Source organism: Micromonospora sp. NPDC047527 (genome assembly GCF_040643015.1).
Taxonomy (GTDB): Bacteria; Actinomycetota; Actinomycetes; order Mycobacteriales; family Micromonosporaceae; genus Micromonospora.
On record NZ_JBEYTK010000005.1, the window covers coordinates 379883 to 395989 of the forward strand.

15 protein-coding genes are annotated in these 16107 nt (G+C 73.4%); 12 read left to right on the top strand and 3 right to left on the bottom strand.

Annotated features, from left to right (window positions below):
- Positions 1-18 precede the first annotated feature (18 nt).
- The gene (locus ABZ808_RS21450; protein WP_357009179.1) at positions 19-1686 is read left to right on the top strand and encodes a phospho-sugar mutase; all 1668 of its coding nucleotides are present in this window, start codon (positions 19-21) and stop codon (positions 1684-1686) included.
- Positions 1687-1698: 12 nt separating this feature from the next.
- On the opposite strand, the gene ABZ808_RS21455 is transcribed toward ABZ808_RS21450, so the two are convergent.
- Positions 1699-2376 carry a GPP34 family phosphoprotein gene (locus ABZ808_RS21455; RefSeq protein WP_357009181.1) on the bottom strand — a complete coding sequence of 226 codons (678 nt, stop codon included), beginning with the start codon at positions 2374-2376 and terminating at the stop codon, positions 1699-1701.
- Between the two features lie 73 nt (positions 2377-2449).
- Positions 2450-3082, bottom strand: coding sequence for a uracil phosphoribosyltransferase (gene upp, locus ABZ808_RS21460; RefSeq protein ID WP_357009184.1), 633 nt, complete (start codon positions 3080-3082; stop codon positions 2450-2452).
- 134 nt (positions 3083-3216) lie between these two features.
- On the opposite strand from upp, the gene deoC reads away from it, so the two are divergent.
- The 10 genes from deoC to ABZ808_RS21510 all read left to right on the top strand — a co-directional run bounded on the left by deoC (position 3217) and on the right by ABZ808_RS21510 (position 14610).
- The gene (gene deoC, locus ABZ808_RS21465; protein WP_357009187.1) at positions 3217-4245 is read left to right on the top strand and encodes a deoxyribose-phosphate aldolase; all 1029 of its coding nucleotides are present in this window, start codon (positions 3217-3219) and stop codon (positions 4243-4245) included.
- A gap of 6 nt (positions 4246-4251) precedes the next feature.
- Positions 4252-5682 (top strand): aldehyde dehydrogenase family protein, encoded by a 1431-nt coding sequence (locus ABZ808_RS21470; RefSeq protein ID WP_357009190.1) that lies wholly within the window; start codon positions 4252-4254, stop codon positions 5680-5682.
- Entirely contained in the window at positions 5675-6499 is an 825-nt protein-coding gene (locus tag ABZ808_RS21475; RefSeq protein ID WP_357009194.1) for an aldehyde dehydrogenase family protein, read from the top strand. Before ABZ808_RS21470 ends, ABZ808_RS21475 begins: the two co-directional genes overlap by 8 nt.
- Positions 6500-6584: 85 nt before the next feature.
- Entirely contained in the window at positions 6585-7049 is a 465-nt protein-coding gene (locus ABZ808_RS21480; RefSeq protein ID WP_357009197.1) for a BlaI/MecI/CopY family transcriptional regulator, read from the top strand.
- 6 nt (positions 7050-7055) lie between these two features.
- A complete protein-coding gene (locus ABZ808_RS21485) occupies positions 7056-7967 on the top strand; it encodes a M56 family metallopeptidase (protein ID WP_357009200.1) in 912 nt (303 codons plus the stop codon).
- Positions 7968-8125: 158 nt separating this feature from the next.
- Positions 8126-9376, top strand: a complete 1251-nt coding sequence (locus ABZ808_RS21490; protein WP_357009202.1) for a cytochrome ubiquinol oxidase subunit I — start codon at positions 8126-8128, stop codon at positions 9374-9376.
- Between the two features lie 10 nt (positions 9377-9386).
- Positions 9387-10394 carry a cytochrome d ubiquinol oxidase subunit II gene (locus tag ABZ808_RS21495; protein WP_357009205.1) on the top strand — a complete coding sequence of 336 codons (1008 nt, stop codon included), beginning with the start codon at positions 9387-9389 and terminating at the stop codon, positions 10392-10394.
- Positions 10391-12055, top strand: a complete 1665-nt coding sequence (cydD, locus tag ABZ808_RS21500) for a thiol reductant ABC exporter subunit CydD (protein WP_357009208.1) — start codon at positions 10391-10393, stop codon at positions 12053-12055. Before ABZ808_RS21495 ends, cydD begins: the two co-directional genes overlap by 4 nt.
- Entirely contained in the window at positions 12052-13860 is a 1809-nt protein-coding gene (gene cydC / locus ABZ808_RS21505; RefSeq protein WP_357009211.1) for a thiol reductant ABC exporter subunit CydC, read from the top strand. The genes cydD and cydC overlap by 4 nt, the downstream gene beginning before the upstream one ends.
- A gap of 69 nt (positions 13861-13929) precedes the next feature.
- On the top strand, positions 13930-14610 hold the full coding sequence (locus ABZ808_RS21510; protein WP_357009214.1) for a permease prefix domain 1-containing protein: 681 nt from the start codon (positions 13930-13932) through the stop codon (positions 14608-14610).
- Between the two features lie 17 nt (positions 14611-14627).
- Here ABZ808_RS21510 and ABZ808_RS21515 read toward each other — a convergent pair whose 3' ends face one another.
- The gene (locus ABZ808_RS21515) at positions 14628-14969 is read right to left on the bottom strand and encodes a helix-turn-helix transcriptional regulator (protein ID WP_357009217.1); all 342 of its coding nucleotides are present in this window, start codon (positions 14967-14969) and stop codon (positions 14628-14630) included.
- Between the two features lie 109 nt (positions 14970-15078).
- Here ABZ808_RS21515 and ABZ808_RS21520 point away from each other — a divergent pair, with 109 nt between their 5' ends.
- Positions 15079-16080 (top strand): DNA primase, encoded by a 1002-nt coding sequence (locus ABZ808_RS21520; RefSeq protein ID WP_357009219.1) that lies wholly within the window; start codon positions 15079-15081, stop codon positions 16078-16080.
- The last annotated feature ends 27 nt before the right edge of the window (positions 16081-16107 follow it).

A 16107-nucleotide genomic window follows, 5' to 3' on the forward strand; every position in this document is an offset into this window, starting at 1 on the left:
GCCGTGCTATCAAGGGGCATGGCGGCGGACACCTCTGAGATCGACGACATTCGCGAGCAAGCCCGACGCTGGCTGGCCGACGACCCCGACCCGGCCAGCCGGGACGAGCTGACGGCGGTGCTCGACGGACTGCCGGCGAGCGCGCCGGAGCTGGCCGACCGGTTCGCCGGGCCGCTGACCTTCGGCACCGCCGGCCTACGCGGCCCGCTGCGCGCCGGCCCGAACGGCATGAACCTCGCCGTGGTCACCCAGGCCGCCGCCGGGCTGGTCGGCTGGCTCGCGGCCCAGGGTGGCACCGGCCCGCTGGTGATCGGGTACGACGCCCGGCACGGCTCCCGGCAGTTCGCCGAGCGCACCGCCCAGGTTGCCACCGGCGCCGGCCGACCGGCCCTGGTGCTGCCCCGCCCGCTGCCCACCCCCGTGCTCGCGTACGCGGTGCGCCAGCTCGGCGCGGTGGCCGGCGTGATGGTCACGGCCAGCCACAACCCGCCGCAGGACAACGGCTACAAGGTCTACCTCGGCGCGGAGCTGGGCGGTGCGCTGGGTGCCGGCGCACAGATCGTGCCGCCGGCCGACGCCGGCATCGAGGCGGCCATCCGATCGGTCGGCCCGCTGACCCAGGTGCCGCTGGGCCCACCCGGGCAGGTGCTCGGTGACGACCTGGCCGCCTCGTACGTCGAGCGGGCCACCGCGGTGATCGACCCGGACGGGCCCCGCGACCTGACGGTGGCGTACACGCCGCTGCACGGGGTGGGCGCGGCGGTGCTCACCGCCGCCTTCGCCAGCGCGGGTTTCCCGGTCCCCGGTGTGGTGCCCGACCAGGCCGAGCCGGACCCGGCGTTCCCCACCGTGTCGTTCCCCAACCCGGAGGAGCCGGGGGCCGTGGACCGGCTCATCGCGCTGGCCGACTCCACCGGCGCGGACCTGGCCATCGCCAACGACCCGGACGCGGACCGCTGCGCGGTGGTGGTCCGGGAGAGCGCCGGTGGCTGGCGGATGCTGCGCGGCGACGAGGTGGGCGTGCTGCTGGCCGACCACCTGATGCGCCGTGGGGTGACCGGGCTCTACGCCACCACCATCGTGTCGTCGTCGCTGCTGCGGGCGATGTGCGCGGCGCGGGGCCTGCCCTACGACGAGACGCTGACCGGCTTCAAGTGGATCGTCCGGGCCGGCGGCGGGAGCGCGCCCCTGGTCTTCGGCTACGAGGAGGCGCTCGGCTACTGCGTCGCCCCCGAGCACGTCCGGGACAAGGACGGCATCACCGCCGCGCTGACCGTGGCCGAGTTGGCCGCCGGCCTCAAGGCGCAGGGCCGCACGCTGGCCGACCGGCTGGACGAGTTGGCCGCCGAGTTCGGCGTGCACCACACCGACCAGCTCTCCGTCCGGGTGGACGACCTGCGGGTGATCGCCGACGCGATGGCCCGAATCCGGGCGGCCACCCCCACCACCCTGCTCGGGCAGCAGGTCGACAGCGTCCGGGACCTGCTTCCGGAGTCGGATGTGGTGATCCTGCGTACCGGGACGGCCCGGGTGGTGATCCGCCCGTCCGGGACCGAGCCGAAGCTCAAGGCGTACCTGGAGGTGGTGGAGCCGGTGCCCGACGGCGAGGTGGCCGCCGCACGCGCCCGCGCGGGCACGGCGGTCGCGCAGCTCCGCGCCGAGATCGCCGCCGCCCTCGGCGTCTAGCCCTTCCGGACGTCAGCGGCGGGGGCCGAGCGCCTGGTCGACGGCCCGTCCCAGGGCGGCCACGACCAGGCCCACCGACGGGCGGACCACCGAGCCGTCGATGCTCACCTCGCCGGAGAACCCGGCGCCCGTGGCGATCTCCTCCAGCCGCCGGCGGGCGTCGGCGGCGGCAGCGCCGCTCATCCCCAGCGCCGCCTCCATCCGCAGCACCACGACCAGGGTGGCCAGCGCGGCGGTCCGCTCGTCCGGCGCCACCGAGCCGGTCAGCGCGCCGGTCAGCCGCTGACGGGTGTCGGCCTCGACGGAGGTGTCCACCACCGGGTAGCGGTGCACGTGGATGAAGCCCAACTCGGTCTCGTCGACGTCCCGCACCACGCCCTGCCGGCACAGGTCACCGAGGATGCGGTCGCGCAGGCCGTGCCGCAGGCGCTGCACCCAGGAGGCCGGGGTGTGCGGAGTGTCGGCCGCTATCCGGCCGAGCACCTCGTCGGCGACCGGCTCGCCGGTGGGCGTCGGGTCGACCACGGTCAGGGACCCGTCGGCGTACGCGAGCCGCCCGGCCAGGGCCAGCTCGACCAGCACCGCCGCGGCCATGCCGAGGTCCAGGCTGATCCGCGGCATGGTCGCCTTGCCGGTCGTGTCGTCGTAGGCGAGGAGCAGCAACTCCTCGGCGAGCGCAACACCAGTCATGGCCGGAGACGGTAGCGGGTCCGTGCACCACCGCGCACGGACCCGCCGGAGGGGGCACCAACCGGGTAACGCCTCAGAACCGGGGCATGCCACCGAACTGACGGTCACCGGCGTCGCCGAGCCCGGGGACGATGAACATGTTGTCGTTGAGCCCCTCGTCGATCGAGGCCGTGACCAGGCGCAACGGCAGGCCGGAGCGTTCCAGTCGCTCGATGCCGACCGGCGCGGCGAGCACGCAGAGCACGGTGATGTCGGTGCAGCCGCGGTCGGCCAGCAGCCGGCAGCAGTGCTCCAACGAACCGCCGGTCGCGAGCATCGGGTCGAGGACCAGCACCGGCAGGCCGGCCAACTCCCGGGGCAGCGACTCCATGTAGGCGCGCGGCTCGTAGGTCTCCTCGTCGCGGGCCAGGCCGACGAAGCCCATCGACGACTCGGGCAGCAGGCCGAGCGCGGCGTCCGCCATGCCCAGGCCGGCCCGCAGCACCGGCACCAGCAGCGGCGGGTTCGCCAGCCGGGTGCCGACCGTGCCGGTGACCGGCGTCTGCACCGGGTACCGCTCGACGGGGAAGGAGCGCGCCGCCTCGTACACCAGCATGGTGGTCAGTTCGTGCAGCGCCGCCCGGAACGTCGAGGAATCGGTGCGCGCGTCCCGCATGGCGGTCAGCCGAGACTGGGCCAGCGGGTGGTCAATGACGTGTACGTCCACGATCGCTCAACCTACCGGGCGGGCCGGCCCGGTGGTGCGGGTGCGGTCGGACCAGCGACGCCGCTCACCTGAGCCGCCCAGCCCGACCGACGTGAGCAAGATCACGCAGTCGTTCCGTGCGTAGACTTCGGGGCATGACGGCGACAACGACGTCGGCCCGGTCGGACCTCTCCGAGCTGGGACGATCCGAGACCGCTCTGCGGACCTTCCTGCACGGCCTGCCCGGCGTGGACCAGGTCGGCGCTGAGCAGCGGGCGGCACAGCTCGGCACCCGCTCCATCAAGACCACCGCCAAGGCGCAGGCGATCGACCTGGCGATCCGGATGGTCGACCTGACCACCCTGGAAGGGGCGGACACTCCGGGCAAGGTTCGCGCGCTGGCCGCGAAGGCGCTGCGCCCCGACCCGGCCGACCCGTCCTGCCCGCACGTCGGCGCGGTCTGCGTCTACCCGGCCATGGTCCCGTACGTCGCCGAGGTGCTGCGCGGGTCCGGTGCCGGGTCCGGGCGGCCATCCGGCGGACCGGGACATGCGGGCGGCGCCGCGCCGGCCGGACTTGGCATTGTGCACCTGGCGAGCGTGGCGACCGCCTTCCCGTCGGGCCAGGCGCCGCTGGAGATCAAGCTGGCCGACACCCGGGCCGCCGTCGCGGCCGGCGCTGACGAGATCGACATGGTGATCAACCGGGGTGCGTTCCTGGCCGGTCGGTACAAGGAGGTCTACGACGAGATCGTGGCCACCAAGGACGCCTGCGGGGACGCCCACCTCAAGGTGATCCTGGAGACCGGCGAGCTGGCCACCTACGACAACGTGCGCCGTGCCTCCTGGCTGGCGATGCTGGCCGGCGGCGACTTCATCAAGACCTCCACCGGCAAGGTCCCGGTCGCGGCGACGCTGCCGGTGACCCTGGTGATGCTGGAAGCTGTCCGTGACTTCCGCGCGGCGACCGGGCGGCAGGTCGGCGTGAAACCGGCCGGCGGCATCAAGAACACCAAGGACGCGATCAAGTACCTGGTGATGGTCAACGAGACCGTTGGCGCCGACTGGCTCGACCCGGACTGGTTCCGCTTCGGCGCGTCCAGCCTGCTCAACGACCTGCTGATGCAGCGCACCAAGCTGACGACCGGCACCTACTCCGGTCCCGACTACTTCACCCTGGACTGAGAGCCGATGTTCGAATACGCACCCGCCCCCGAGTCCCGCTCGGTGGTGGACCTCAAGCCCTCGTACGGGCTGTTCATCGACGGCAAGTTCGTCGACCCCACCGACGGCGGCAGCTTCAAGTCGATCAACCCCGCCTCCGAGGAAGTGCTGGCCGAGATCGCCGAGGCCGGCGCGGCGGACGTGGAGCGTGCGGTGCGCGCCGCGCGGAAGGCGTACGACAAGGTCTGGGGTCCGATGCCGGGCCGGGACCGGGCGAAGTACCTGTTCCGGATCGCCCGCCTCATCCAGGAGCGCTCCCGCGAGCTGGCCGTGCTGGAGTCACTCGACAACGGCAAGCCGATCCGGGAGTCCCGCGACGTCGACCTGCCGCTGGTCGCCGCGCACTTTTTCTACTACGCGGGCTGGGCCGACAAGCTTCCGCACGCGGGCTTCGGCGCGAACCCGCAGCCGCTCGGTGTGGCCGCGCAGGTCATCCCGTGGAACTTCCCGCTGCTCATGCTGGCCTGGAAGATCGCCCCGGCCCTCGCGGCGGGCAACACGGTGGTCCTGAAGCCCGCCGAGACCACCCCGCTGACCGCGCTGCTCTTCGCCGAGATCTGCCAGCAGGCCGACCTGCCGGCCGGTGTGGTCAACATCGTCACCGGCGCCGGCGACACCGGCCGCGCACTGGTCGAGCACCCCGACGTGGACAAGGTCGCGTTCACCGGCTCCACCGAGGTCGGTCGCGCCATCGCCCGATCCATCGCCGGCACCCGCAAGAAGCTCACCCTTGAGCTGGGCGGCAAGGCCGCCAACATCGTCTTCGACGACGCCCCCATCGACCAGGCCGTCGAGGGCATCGTCAACGGCATCTTCTTCAACCAGGGGCACGTCTGCTGCGCCGGCTCTCGACTGCTGGTCCAGGAGAACGTGGCCGACCGCGTGCTGGAGTCGCTGAAGCGACGGATGGCTCTGCTCCGGGTCGGTGACCCCCTGGACAAGAACACCGACGTCGGCGCGATCAACTCCGCCGCCCAGTTGGAACGGATCCGCGAGCTGTCCGACGCCGGCTCGGCCGAGGGCGCCGAGCGCTGGTCGCCGCCGTGCGAGCTGCCCGAGCGGGGCTTCTGGTTCGCGCCCACCATCTTCACCGGCGTCACCCAGGCGCACCGGATCGCCCGCGAGGAGATCTTCGGCCCGGTGCTGTCGGTGCTCACCTTCCGCACGCCGGCCGAGGCCGTCGAGAAGGCTAACAACACGCCGTACGGGCTGTCGGCCGGGATCTGGACCGACAAGGGCTCCCGGATCCTGTGGATGGCCGACCGGCTGCGCGCCGGGGTGGTCTGGGCCAACACGTTCAACAAGTTCGACCCCACCTCGCCGTTCGGTGGCTACAAGGAGTCGGGCTACGGTCGCGAGGGCGGCCGGCACGGGCTGGAGGGATACCTCAATGTCTGAGCGGGTCGCGGTACGCAAGACGTACAAGCTCTTCATCGGCGGGAAGTTCCCGCGCAGCGAGTCGGGACGGTCGTATCTCGTGCAGTCCTCGAATGTGTCACTGGCCTCCCGCAAGGACGCCCGAGACGCGGTGGTCGCCGCCCGCGCCGCCGTGAAGGGCTGGGCCGGCGCGACCGCGTACAACCGGGGTCAGATCCTCTACCGGGCCGCCGAGATGCTGGAGGGCCGCCGCGAGCAGTTCGTCGCCCTCGGCGTGCCCGGCGACGAGGTGGACGCCGCGGTGGACCGCTGGGTCTGGTACGCCGGCTGGGCCGACAAACTCGCCCAGGTGTACGGCGGCACCAACCCGGTCGCCGGCCCGTACTTCAACATCTCCGCTCCCGAGCCGACCGGCGTGGTCGCGGTGGTCGCCCCGGAACGCCCGGCGCTGCTCGGCCTGGTCAGTGTGATCGCCCCGGCGATCGTCACCGGCAACACGGTGGTGGTGGCAGCGTCGGCGACCGAGCCCCTCGCGGCGGTGACGCTGGCCGAGGTGCTGGCCACCTCCGACCTGCCCGGCGGGGTGGTCAACATTCTCACCGGCGCGATCACCGAGACCGCGCCGACGCTGGCGGCGCACATGGACGTCAACGCGATCGACCTGACCGGGGTGAGCGACCCCTCGCTCGCCACCGACCTGGAGGTCAAGGCGGCGGAGAACCTCAAGCGGGTGCTCCGGCCGGCGCTGGCCGAGCAGGACTGGTCCGCCGACCCGGGCCTGACCCGGATGACCGCCCTGTTGGAGACGAAGACGGTGTGGCATCCCAAGGGGGTGTGATCGGTCGCGGCCTGTTGGTTTTCCGGGGGAGCCCGCCCACTCCGGGCGGTCAGGCTTGATCTACTACCGGGGGTAGGATTGTGGCGTGACTCGGTTGGGCGATCTTGAGCGTGCGGTGATGGACGTGCTGTGGGACGTGGTCCCGGGCACGTCGGACGGTGTGACCGTGCGCGAGGTGGCCGACGCGCTCGAAGGCCGCGAACTGGCGTACACCACGGTGATGACCGTGCTGGACCGGCTCGCCGGCAAGGGCATGGTGCAGCGGGAGCGGGAGGGTCGCGCCTGGCGCTACCGGCCCGCGGCCAGCCGTGAGGCGCACATCGCCCAGCTCATGCTCGACGCCCTCGACCTGGGCGGCAGCCGGGACGCGGCACTGGTGCGCTTCGCCCGCTCGGTGACCGGCACCGAGGCAGAGGTGCTGCGGGCTGCCCTCGGCAGCGAGGCCGGCCTGACCGGGCCCGCCTCCACGGGCGGGGCGGATGCGGAACTGACGGACCGGGTGGACGGGCCGACCGACCGGCGACCGGCCGGCGAGGCAGCGGAGCGGTAGCGCGTCATGGCCTACGCCGCGCACTTCGCCGCCACCATGCTGGCCTGCTATCTGACCGCTCAGGTGCTGGCCCGCTCCACCTGGACGTGGCGCAGCCCTCGGGTGGCGATCATCTGTTGGCAGGCCGTCGGGTTGGCGTTGGGCCTCTCCGCGATGGGTCTACCGATGGCGCTCGGTCTGTCCGCGTACGACCTGCCGACCGGGCGCGCACTGCTCGCCCTGACCAGCGACCTCGTCCACGGCACCCTGCCGGCCGGCGAGACCGCGTTCCACCTCGCCGGGGTCGGGGTCGGCTTCGGCATCGGCATCGGGGCGGTGCTACTCGGCACGACTGTGCGCAGCATTCACGGCGCCGTCCTCGCCCAGCGCCGGCACCGGGACCTGCTCACCCTGGTAGCCCGCAACGACCCGGCCGCGCCCGGCGCGCTCGTGCTGGATCACCCGAGTGCCGCCGCGTACTGCCTGCCAGGTGTCCGGCCACAGGTGGTGGTCAGCGCCGGCACGCTCAGCCTGCTGGACCGGGCCGAGCTGGCGGCGGTGCTCAGCCACGAACGCGCGCACGCCAACGAACGGCACGACCTGGTGCTGCTGCCGTTCACCGCGCTGTGCCGCGCGTTGCCGTGGTTCGGCTGGGTGCGTGACGCGCACGAGCGGGTCGCCCTGCTGGTCGAGATGCGCGCTGACGACAAGGCGCGCGAGCTGCACGCCGAGGCGCCCCTGGCGGGTGCGCTGCGCCGGTTCGCCGCCGCCGGCCACCGGATCACACCGGCCGGCGCGCTGGGCATGGGCGATCGGGACCTGGACGTACGGATGCAACGCCTCCTGATCAGCGACCAGCCGCCCCGGGTGCTGGGCGCCATCGCCCTGGCGGTCGCCACCACCCTGGTAGCCCTCCCGATCAGCCTCTTCCTGAGCTGACCCCGCGCCGCCCTCGTCGGCGATCTTGCACTTCCGGTCGCCGCTACGGCCTTTTTGCACCCTTTTCCCGGGCAGAGAGCGCAAGATCGCGGGCCAATACGTAGCGAGGCTACGTGTATGGTTGCTATATCAAGGGAGCCTATCTACCGGAGCTGGCCATGGACACGCTGCTCATCGCCCGCCTGCAGTTCGCCACCACCACCTCGATCCACTTCCTGTTCGTGGTCGTCACGCTCGGGCTGGTCACCCTGCTGGTCGGGGTGCAGACCGCCTGGGTGCTCACCGGCAACCCGAGGTGGGAGCGGCTCACCCGCTACTGGGGTCAGCTCTACGTGATCAATTACGTGCTCGGCATCGCCACCGGCATCGTGATGGAGTTCCAGTTCGGGCTGAACTGGAGTGGGCTGTCGCGCTACGTCGGCAACGTCTTCGGCGCTCCGCTGGCCATCGAGACGCTTGTGGCGTTCTTCCTGGAGTCCACGTTCCTCGGGATGTGGATCTTCGGCTGGCACCGGCTCCGCAAGGGTGTCCACCTCGCGCTGCTCTGGGGCGTGGCGCTCACCGCGTACGCCTCGGCGTTCTGGATCATGGTGGCCAACTCCTGGCTCCAGAACCCGGTCGGCTACGAGGTCCGCGACGGGATCGCCCACCTCACCGACTTCGGCGCGCTGCTCACCAACCCCAGCCTCGGCATGGCGTTCGGGCACGTGGTGTCCGCCGCGCTGCTGGTCGGCGGGATGCTGATGGCGGCCGTGAGCGCCTGGCACCTGATCCGGCGCACCCCCGACTTCCTGCTCTTCCGCACCTCGCTGCGGATCGGCCTGGTCACCTCGGCGCTGGCGATCACGCTGGTGCAGGGCTTCGGCTTCGCCCAGTTCGGCCCGGTCGGCGACGTGCAGCCGACCAAGTTCGGCCAGGGTCCCGGGGCGCAGGCGCTGATCGCCGACTGGACCGCGCGGTTCGGTCCCGGCGACTACACCCCGCCCGTGCTGGCCAATGTCGGGCTGGGCTTCATGATCCTGATCGGCTTGACCCTCGGCTGCGTCTGGCTCCTACTCCCCCTGCTCTTCAAGGACTGGATCATCCGGCTGCGCTTCCCGCTCTGGCTGATCCTGCTCGCCCTGCCGCTGCCGTTCGTCGCGGTGATCCTCGGCTGGATCGCCCGGGAGGTCGGCCGCCAGCCCTGGGTGGCGTACGGGCTGCTCCCCACCGAGCAGGCGGTCTCCCCGGTCGGCGCGCCCATCATGCTCGCCTCGTTGATCGGCTTCAGCCTGCTGCTGGGCACCCTCGCTGTCACCAACTGGGTGCTGCTCGCCCGGCACGCGGCGCGCGGCGCGGCCGACCCGGCTCTCGGCCGCCCACCGGCGCCGACCGACGAGCCGGCCCACCCCGAGCCCACCCTCGTCTGAGGAGATCACCGTGGCCCTCGCCTGGTACGCCCTGCTCGGCCTCTTCTTCGCCACCTATCTGGTGCTCGCCGGCTACGACTACGGCGTCGGTCTGCTGCTGGCCCGCGGCATCGGGCCCGCCGGTCGGCGCGGCGCACTCAACGCCCTCGGCCCGTTCTTCCTCGGCAACGAGGTCTGGCTGGTCGCCGCCGTCGGCATCCTGTTCGGCGCGTTCCCGCTGCTGGAGGGCGAGCTGCTCGCCGGCTGCTATCCGGCCGTCGCCGGCGCGCTGGTCGGGGTCGTCCTGGTCACCGCCGGGGTGCAACTGCGCAGCCGACCGGGCGACCAGCGGACCCGCGCCCGCTGGGACCGGGTCGTGATCGTCGGCAGCACGCTCGCCGCGCTGGGCTGGGGCGTGCTGCTGGCCGCCCTGCTCCAGGGCGTACCCCGCCAGGCCGACGGGCACGTCGCCGGAGTGTCCCACCTGGCCACCCCGTTCGCCGCCGCCGCCGGGCTGGCCATGGTCGCCCTCGTCGCGGTGCACGGTGCGACGTTCCTCACCCTGCGACTGCCGGTGGCCGACGCCGCCGTGGTCGGCCGCACCGCCCGCCGGCTGGTGCCGGTGGCACTGTCCGCGATCGCCCTGGCCACCGTCGTGGGCCTGCTCTCCGCTCGGGTACGCGACACCGTGCAGCGGCCGGCGGTGGGCGTACTCCTGCCGGTGTTGCTGGTGGGGGCGCTGCTGGCGGCCCGCGCGGCGCTGGCGCGGCGGCGGCCGGGGTGGGCCCTGGTCGCCACCGGCGCGGCCCTGGCGCTGCCGGTGGTGCTGGTGGGTGCGGCGCTCTGGCCCTACGTGCTGGTGTCCACGGCCGACCCGAATGCCTCGCTGACGGTGGCCGACGCCGCCGCGAGCACACCGACGTTGCGGCTGCTCGGCTGGGTGGCGCTGCCGCTGCTGCCGGCCCTACTAGGCTTCCAGGCGATGTGCTGGTGGGTTTTCCGGGGACGGACCGACGGCAGGGCACCGGTGTACTGGTGAACCGTCGTCCCTTCGACCCGCGTCTGCTGCGTCGGGTCCCTGCGGCCCGGCGCGACCTCGCCGTGCTCGCCCTCCTCGGCGTGCTCGCCGCCGGGTTGATCATCGCGCAGGCCACCGCGCTGGCGGCGGTGCTGGCCACCGCCTTCGACGGGCGGCTGAACCGGCCGGCGCTGGCGGGGTTCGTGGTCGCGGTCGCCGCCCGTTCGGCGCTGGTCTGGGCACAGGGCACGGTCTCCGCGCGGGTCGCCGCCACGGTCAAGGCCACGCTGCGGGCCGACCTGTTCCAGGCCGTGGGCCGGCACGGGCCGGGGTGGGTGGCCGGTCAGCGGGCCGGTCAGCTCGCCACCCTGGCCGGCCGCGGGCTGGACGCGCTGGACGCGTACTTCACCGGGTACCTGCCGCAGCTGGTGCTCAGCGTCACGGTGCCCGTGGCGGTGCTGGCCCGGGTCGTCTTCGCGGACTGGAGTTCGGCGCTGATCATCGCGCTGACCCTGCCGCTGATCCCGATCTTCGGCGCGCTGCTCGGCTGGCAGGCGCAGGCCGCCGCCGAACGGCAGTGGCGGCGGCTCTCCCTGCTCGGCGGGCACTTCCTGGACATGGTCGCCGGGCTGCCCACCCTGCGGGCGTTCGGCCGGGCGCGGGCGCAGACCGAGGTGGTGCGCCGGATGGCGGACGGGCACCGGGTCGCCACCATGAAGACGCTGCGGATCGCGTTCCTCTCCGCTCTGGTGCTGGAGCTGGTCGCCACCCTGTCGGTGGCTCTGGTGGCGGTGCCGGTCGGCATCCGACTGCTCGGCGGCGGGCTCGCACTGCAGACCGCGCTGCTGATCCTGCTGCTCACCCCGGAGGCGTACCTGCCACTGCGGGCGGCCGGCAGCCGTTTCCACGCCAGCATGGAGGGGCTCACCGCGCTGGACGAGGCGCTCACCGTCTCGGCCGCCCCCGCGGCCCCCCGCGCCAGCGAGGGCGCAACCACCCCGCACGGGCGAGGCGAGATCCGGTTCGAGGCGGTGACCGTGGCGTACGAGCGGACCACGGCGCTGCGCGACGTGACCCTGACCATCCGGCCCGGCGAGCGGATCGCCATCATCGGGCCCAGCGGCGCCGGCAAGAGCACCCTGCTCGGCCTGCTGCTCGGCTTCGTGACACCGACCAGCGGCCGGGTCACCGTGGACGGCGTCGACCTCGCCACCGCCGACCCGGACGCGTGGCGTCGACAGGTCGCCTGGGTGCCGCAGCGAGCCCACCTCTTCGCCGCCTCGCTGGCCGACAACATCCGGCTCGGCGCGCCGGACACCCCACCGGAGGCGCTCGCCTCGGCGGTGCACGACGCGGCCCTGGACGACGTGGTGGCCGGCCTGCCGGACGGGCTTGACACGCTGCTCGGCGAGCGCGGGCACGGGCTCTCCAGCGGGCAGCGGCAACGTGTCGCCCTGGCCCGGGCGTTCCTGCGGGACGCCCCGCTGGTGCTGCTCGACGAACCCACCGCGCGACTGGACACGGCCGCCGAGACGGTGGTTCTCGACACCACCCGCCGGCTGGTCTCCGGGCGGACCGCGCTGCTGGTCGCACACCGGCCGGCGCTGCTGGCCGACGCCGACCGGATCCTGCGCATCGAGGACGGCCAGGTCACCGAGCTGACGCCGAAGGTGGCCCGATGAGCGCGGCACCAGTGCCACCGGCGATCGAGCCGGCCCCCGCCGACGCGGCCCCGGCCGGGCGGATCGCCGCCGAGCGGGCGGTGCTGCGGCTGGCCCGCCCGTACCTGAACCGGCTGGTCGGCGCGGGGTTGCTCGCCGCCACCACGGAGTTCGCCGGGCTCGCGCTGATGGCCACGGCGACCTGGCTGCTGATGAGCGCCGCCGGCCAGCCTCCGCTGGACCGGCTCACCGTGGCGATCGTGGCGGTCCGAGCGCTGGCGATCAGCCGTGGCGTGTTCCGCTACACCGAACGGCTCGCTGGGCACGACGCCGTCCTCCGCATGATCACCGACGTCCGGGCCCGGGTCTTCGCCACCCTCGCGGCCCGCCGCACCACCGGCCACCGCTCCGGGGACGTCCTGAGTCGACTGGTCTCCGACGTCGAGGCGGTCCAGGACCTGCTGCTGCGGGTGCTGGTGCCCGGTGCGGCGGCGGCCCTGGTCGGTGTGCTGGCCGTGGGTGGCGCGGCGCTGATCTCGCCGCCGGCCGCCGGGGTGCTCGCCATCGGCCTGCTCGTCGCCGGGGTGGCGCTGCCCGCGCTGGCCACGGCGGTCACCCGACGCAGCGCGGCAGAGGTGGCCCCACTGCGTGGTGCGCTGGCCACCGACGCGGTCGACCTCACCCACGGTGCCGCCGACCTGGCCGCGTTCGGCGCGACCGACGCCGCGCTGCGCGCCGCCGAGCACCGGGCCGGCCGGCTGGCCCGGCTGGAACGCCGGCTGGCCGCCACCGGGTTCGCGGTGGACGCGGCCGGGGTGCTGACCGCCGGGTTGACGGCCGCCGCCGTGGTGCTCGTCGCGCTCGCCGCCGACGTGCGCGGGGTACTGATCGGCGTGCTGGCCGTCGGCTCACTGGCCGCCGTCGAGGTGGCGCTGGCCCTGGTCGCGGCGGCCCGGCAGTGGACCCAACTGCGGCCCGGCCTGGCCCGGGTGGCCACCCTGCTCGACGCCGAGACGCCGGCTCCCGAGCCCGTCGAGGCGGATGGCGGCGCCGCCCGCGACGTCCCGCACGAGCTGCGGTTCACCGACCTGACCGTGCGGTACCGGGCCGGTGCCGCACCCGCGCTGGACCGGCTGAGCCTGGACCTGCCGGCCGGCCGGCGGATCGCGGTCGTCGGCCCGAGCGGCGCCGGCAAGAGCACCCTGGCCGCCGTGCTGACCGGCGCGGTCCGGCCCACCTCCGGCCGCGTCACCCTGGCCGGCCGCGACCTGTCCACGTACGCCGAGGAGGACCTGCCCCGCACGGTCGGTGGGCTGCTCGCCGAGGCGTACGTCTTCCACGCCACAGTGCGGGAGAACCTGCTGCTCGGTCGGGCCGGTGCGAGCGACGACGAGCTGGCCGCGGCGACCGCCGCCGCCGGCCTGCTCGACTGGGTACGCGCCCAGCCGGCCGGCTGGGACACCCTCGTCGGCGAGGAGGGTGGTCAACTCTCCGGCGGCCAGCGGCAGCGGCTCGCACTCGCCCGGGCCCTGCTCGCCGCGCCCCCGGTGCTGGTGCTCGACGAACCCACCGAAGGGCTGGACCCGGCCGCCGCGGACTCGGTGCTCGCCTCCGCCCTCGCCGCCACCCCCGCCGGGCACTCGGTGCTGCTGATCAGCCACCGGCTCAGCGGGCTGGCCGAGCTGGACGAGATCGTCGTCCTGGACGGCGGCCGGGTGATCCAACGCGGCCGACACGCCGAACTCGTCGCCTCCCCCGGCTGGTACCGGGACCAGTGGCTGCTCCAGGCGGCGGCCGAGCGCGGATATCTGGCGCTCGCCCCCTGAGCCGGCTCGGGGACGGACCAGGGTTCTCCCCGACGTGAGGACGTTGCCGTCCGTGGCAGGGTGGTTGTCATGCCACGCGCTGAGGACGTCCTGGTGGAGGAACACCTGCGGGAGTTGGCCTCCCGATTGCACGGGCCGGCGCGGCTGAAGTCCGACCTGCTGACCGAGGCGCGACACGACCTGCTGGACGTCGTCGACGCGTACCGCGAAGACGGGGTGCCGCCCACGGAGGCGCAGCGGCGAGCGGTGATCGAGTTCGGCTCACCGGCGCAGCTGCTCCCCTCCTGGCAGGCCGAACTGGCGGTGGCGGCCCTGCGCGGGCTCTCCCTGCGGATGCTGGCCGTGGCCGGGGTGGCGGTGGTGGCCGGCGACCTGACCTGGCGCGGGTCGAGTTGGAGTGACGGCGCGCCGCCCCCGCCGGCCGCCTATCGTCTGCTGTCCACCTCCGTCGACTGGATCTGGATGGGCGCGCTGCTGCTCGCGGTGGCCGGTCTGCTGGTGGTGGCGGCGAGCGCCCGGTCGCCGCGACCGGGTCTGGCGGCCGCGCAGCGGGCGGTGGGTGCCGGTCTGACCGGCACGCTGGTGCTCGGCATGCTGTCCGGTGGCGCCCTGTTCGCCTGGTCGCTCGACCGGTGGGACGCCGCACTGACCTGGCCGCCGATGATCATCGGGCTGGTGCTGGCCGGCGCGGCGTACTTCTCGCTGACCCGCGCGGCGCGCGGCTGGCTGCGTGCCGCCGTCGCCCGCTGACCCGTGGCTCGATGCGTTCAGGCCGGGGTGGTGGGCGGGGTGCCGGGGTCGAGGAACCTGCCGACCGTCACGCGGAACTCCTGCCACCCGGCCCGCTCCCCGGCCAGCGCCCGGCGGCCGGAGTCGGTGAGCTGGTACGTGCGCCGCTCCCGCCCGTTGACAGTGCTCCAGGTGCTCGCCACATGCCCGGCGCGCTCCAACCGGCGCAGCGCCGGATAGATGGTGCCGGTGGGCAGATCGAGACTGCCGTCACTGCGTGCACGCAGCGACTCGATGATCGCGTAGCCGTGCAGCGCACCCTGTTCGAGAACGGCGAGCAGAAGGGCGTCGAGGTGGCCGTGCAGCGACTGGGCCTTCATGCGTAGCAACGCTACTTGTCAGGCGGCCTGCGCGCCACCGCCACTCACCCGCAGGCCCGGCCGGTCATCGGGGTGCGGGCTCCAAGCTTCCCGAGCCGCCGACTAGGGTATGTGCCCAGAGTCACTCGTCGGTTCGAGACGCCGACGGGTCAGCAACCCGAAGCACACGGAGGTCAGCGTGGCCCGCCAGTCGCCCCAACGGCCCGACGCCGACGAGCCCGAGCTCGACGACACCACCGGCCCCGAGCCCGACGAGGCCGACGAGGCCGACACCCCCCGCGCCGCGATCGACCGGGCGCTCTGGGAGGAACTGCGGATCGACCCGGTGGAGATCGCCCTGCCCGCCGGCACCGGCTTCACGCTGCGGGCGTACCGGCCTGCGGGGTCGCTGACCCCGACCGACGTGACCGAGCGCGACCAGGACGACCCGTTCCTCGCCCGCCGCCAGGCCATCGAGGAGGAGGACGACGAGGAGGTCGTCATCCTCGACGAGGAGCTGGCCGAGGAGTTCGCCGACAGCGACGAGGACGAGCCGTCGCGTCGTCGCCGGGGCGGCACCACGGACGCCGACGCGACCGACGACGACGAGGCCGACGACGAGGACGCCACCGACGAGGCGGACGACGAGGAGGTGCCGGCCTTCCTCAGCCACCGGGGCAAGCTGCTGCTGTTCAAGACCCCCGAGTCGTTGGTGAGTTTCATCCGTTCCGGCGCACCGAATGACCTGTCCCAACTGGACAGCTGGAATGAATTGTCCGAACGGGTGGAGCCGGCCGATATCGTGCCGCTCGACGAGGACACCTACGAGCTCGACCTCGTGGTGGAGAACCTGCGCGGCGGGCACGACGCCTGGGATTCGACCCTGCTCATCGAGGCCGGCGAGGTCGCCCGTGACCTGGCGTACGCGTTGCGGCTGCCCGCGGTCCTGGACATGCTCTCCGCCGGTTCCAGCCTCGACAACCTGGACGAGGCACTGCGGGCAACGGTCAACGGCGGGATCGGCGGTTTCATGGGCCGGCGGCGGTTGAAAAAAATCGGGGCACAAACCGCAAGTCTGGGTTGGCGCACCATTGTCGGCAAGATCTCTGCGGTCGTGGACTGGCGCGACTGACCCGTACCGGGGAGCATCAGTTGCTGG

What these genes read in the sequence shown, in the direction of transcription:
- ABZ808_RS21450 (WP_357009179.1), top strand. Translation starts at nt 19, where the DNA reads ATGGCGGCGGACACCTCTGAGATCGACGACATTCGCGAGCAAGCCCGA.
- ABZ808_RS21455 (WP_357009181.1), bottom strand. Translation starts at nt 2,376, where the DNA reads ATGACTGGTGTTGCGCTCGCCGAGGAGTTGCTGCTCCTCGCCTACGAC.
- deoC (WP_357009187.1), top strand. Translation starts at nt 3,217, where the DNA reads ATGACGGCGACAACGACGTCGGCCCGGTCGGACCTCTCCGAGCTGGGA.
- ABZ808_RS21470 (WP_357009190.1), top strand. Translation starts at nt 4,252, where the DNA reads ATGTTCGAATACGCACCCGCCCCCGAGTCCCGCTCGGTGGTGGACCTC.
- ABZ808_RS21475 (WP_357009194.1), top strand. Translation starts at nt 5,675, where the DNA reads ATGTCTGAGCGGGTCGCGGTACGCAAGACGTACAAGCTCTTCATCGGC.
- ABZ808_RS21485 (WP_357009200.1), top strand. Translation starts at nt 7,056, where the DNA reads ATGGCCTACGCCGCGCACTTCGCCGCCACCATGCTGGCCTGCTATCTG.
- ABZ808_RS21490 (WP_357009202.1), top strand. Translation starts at nt 8,126, where the DNA reads ATGGACACGCTGCTCATCGCCCGCCTGCAGTTCGCCACCACCACCTCG.
- cydC (WP_357009211.1), top strand. Translation starts at nt 12,052, where the DNA reads ATGAGCGCGGCACCAGTGCCACCGGCGATCGAGCCGGCCCCCGCCGAC.
- ABZ808_RS21510 (WP_357009214.1), top strand. Translation starts at nt 13,930, where the DNA reads ATGCCACGCGCTGAGGACGTCCTGGTGGAGGAACACCTGCGGGAGTTG.
- ABZ808_RS21515 (WP_357009217.1), bottom strand. Translation starts at nt 14,969, where the DNA reads ATGAAGGCCCAGTCGCTGCACGGCCACCTCGACGCCCTTCTGCTCGCC.
- ABZ808_RS21520 (WP_357009219.1), top strand. Translation starts at nt 15,079, where the DNA reads ATGTGCCCAGAGTCACTCGTCGGTTCGAGACGCCGACGGGTCAGCAAC.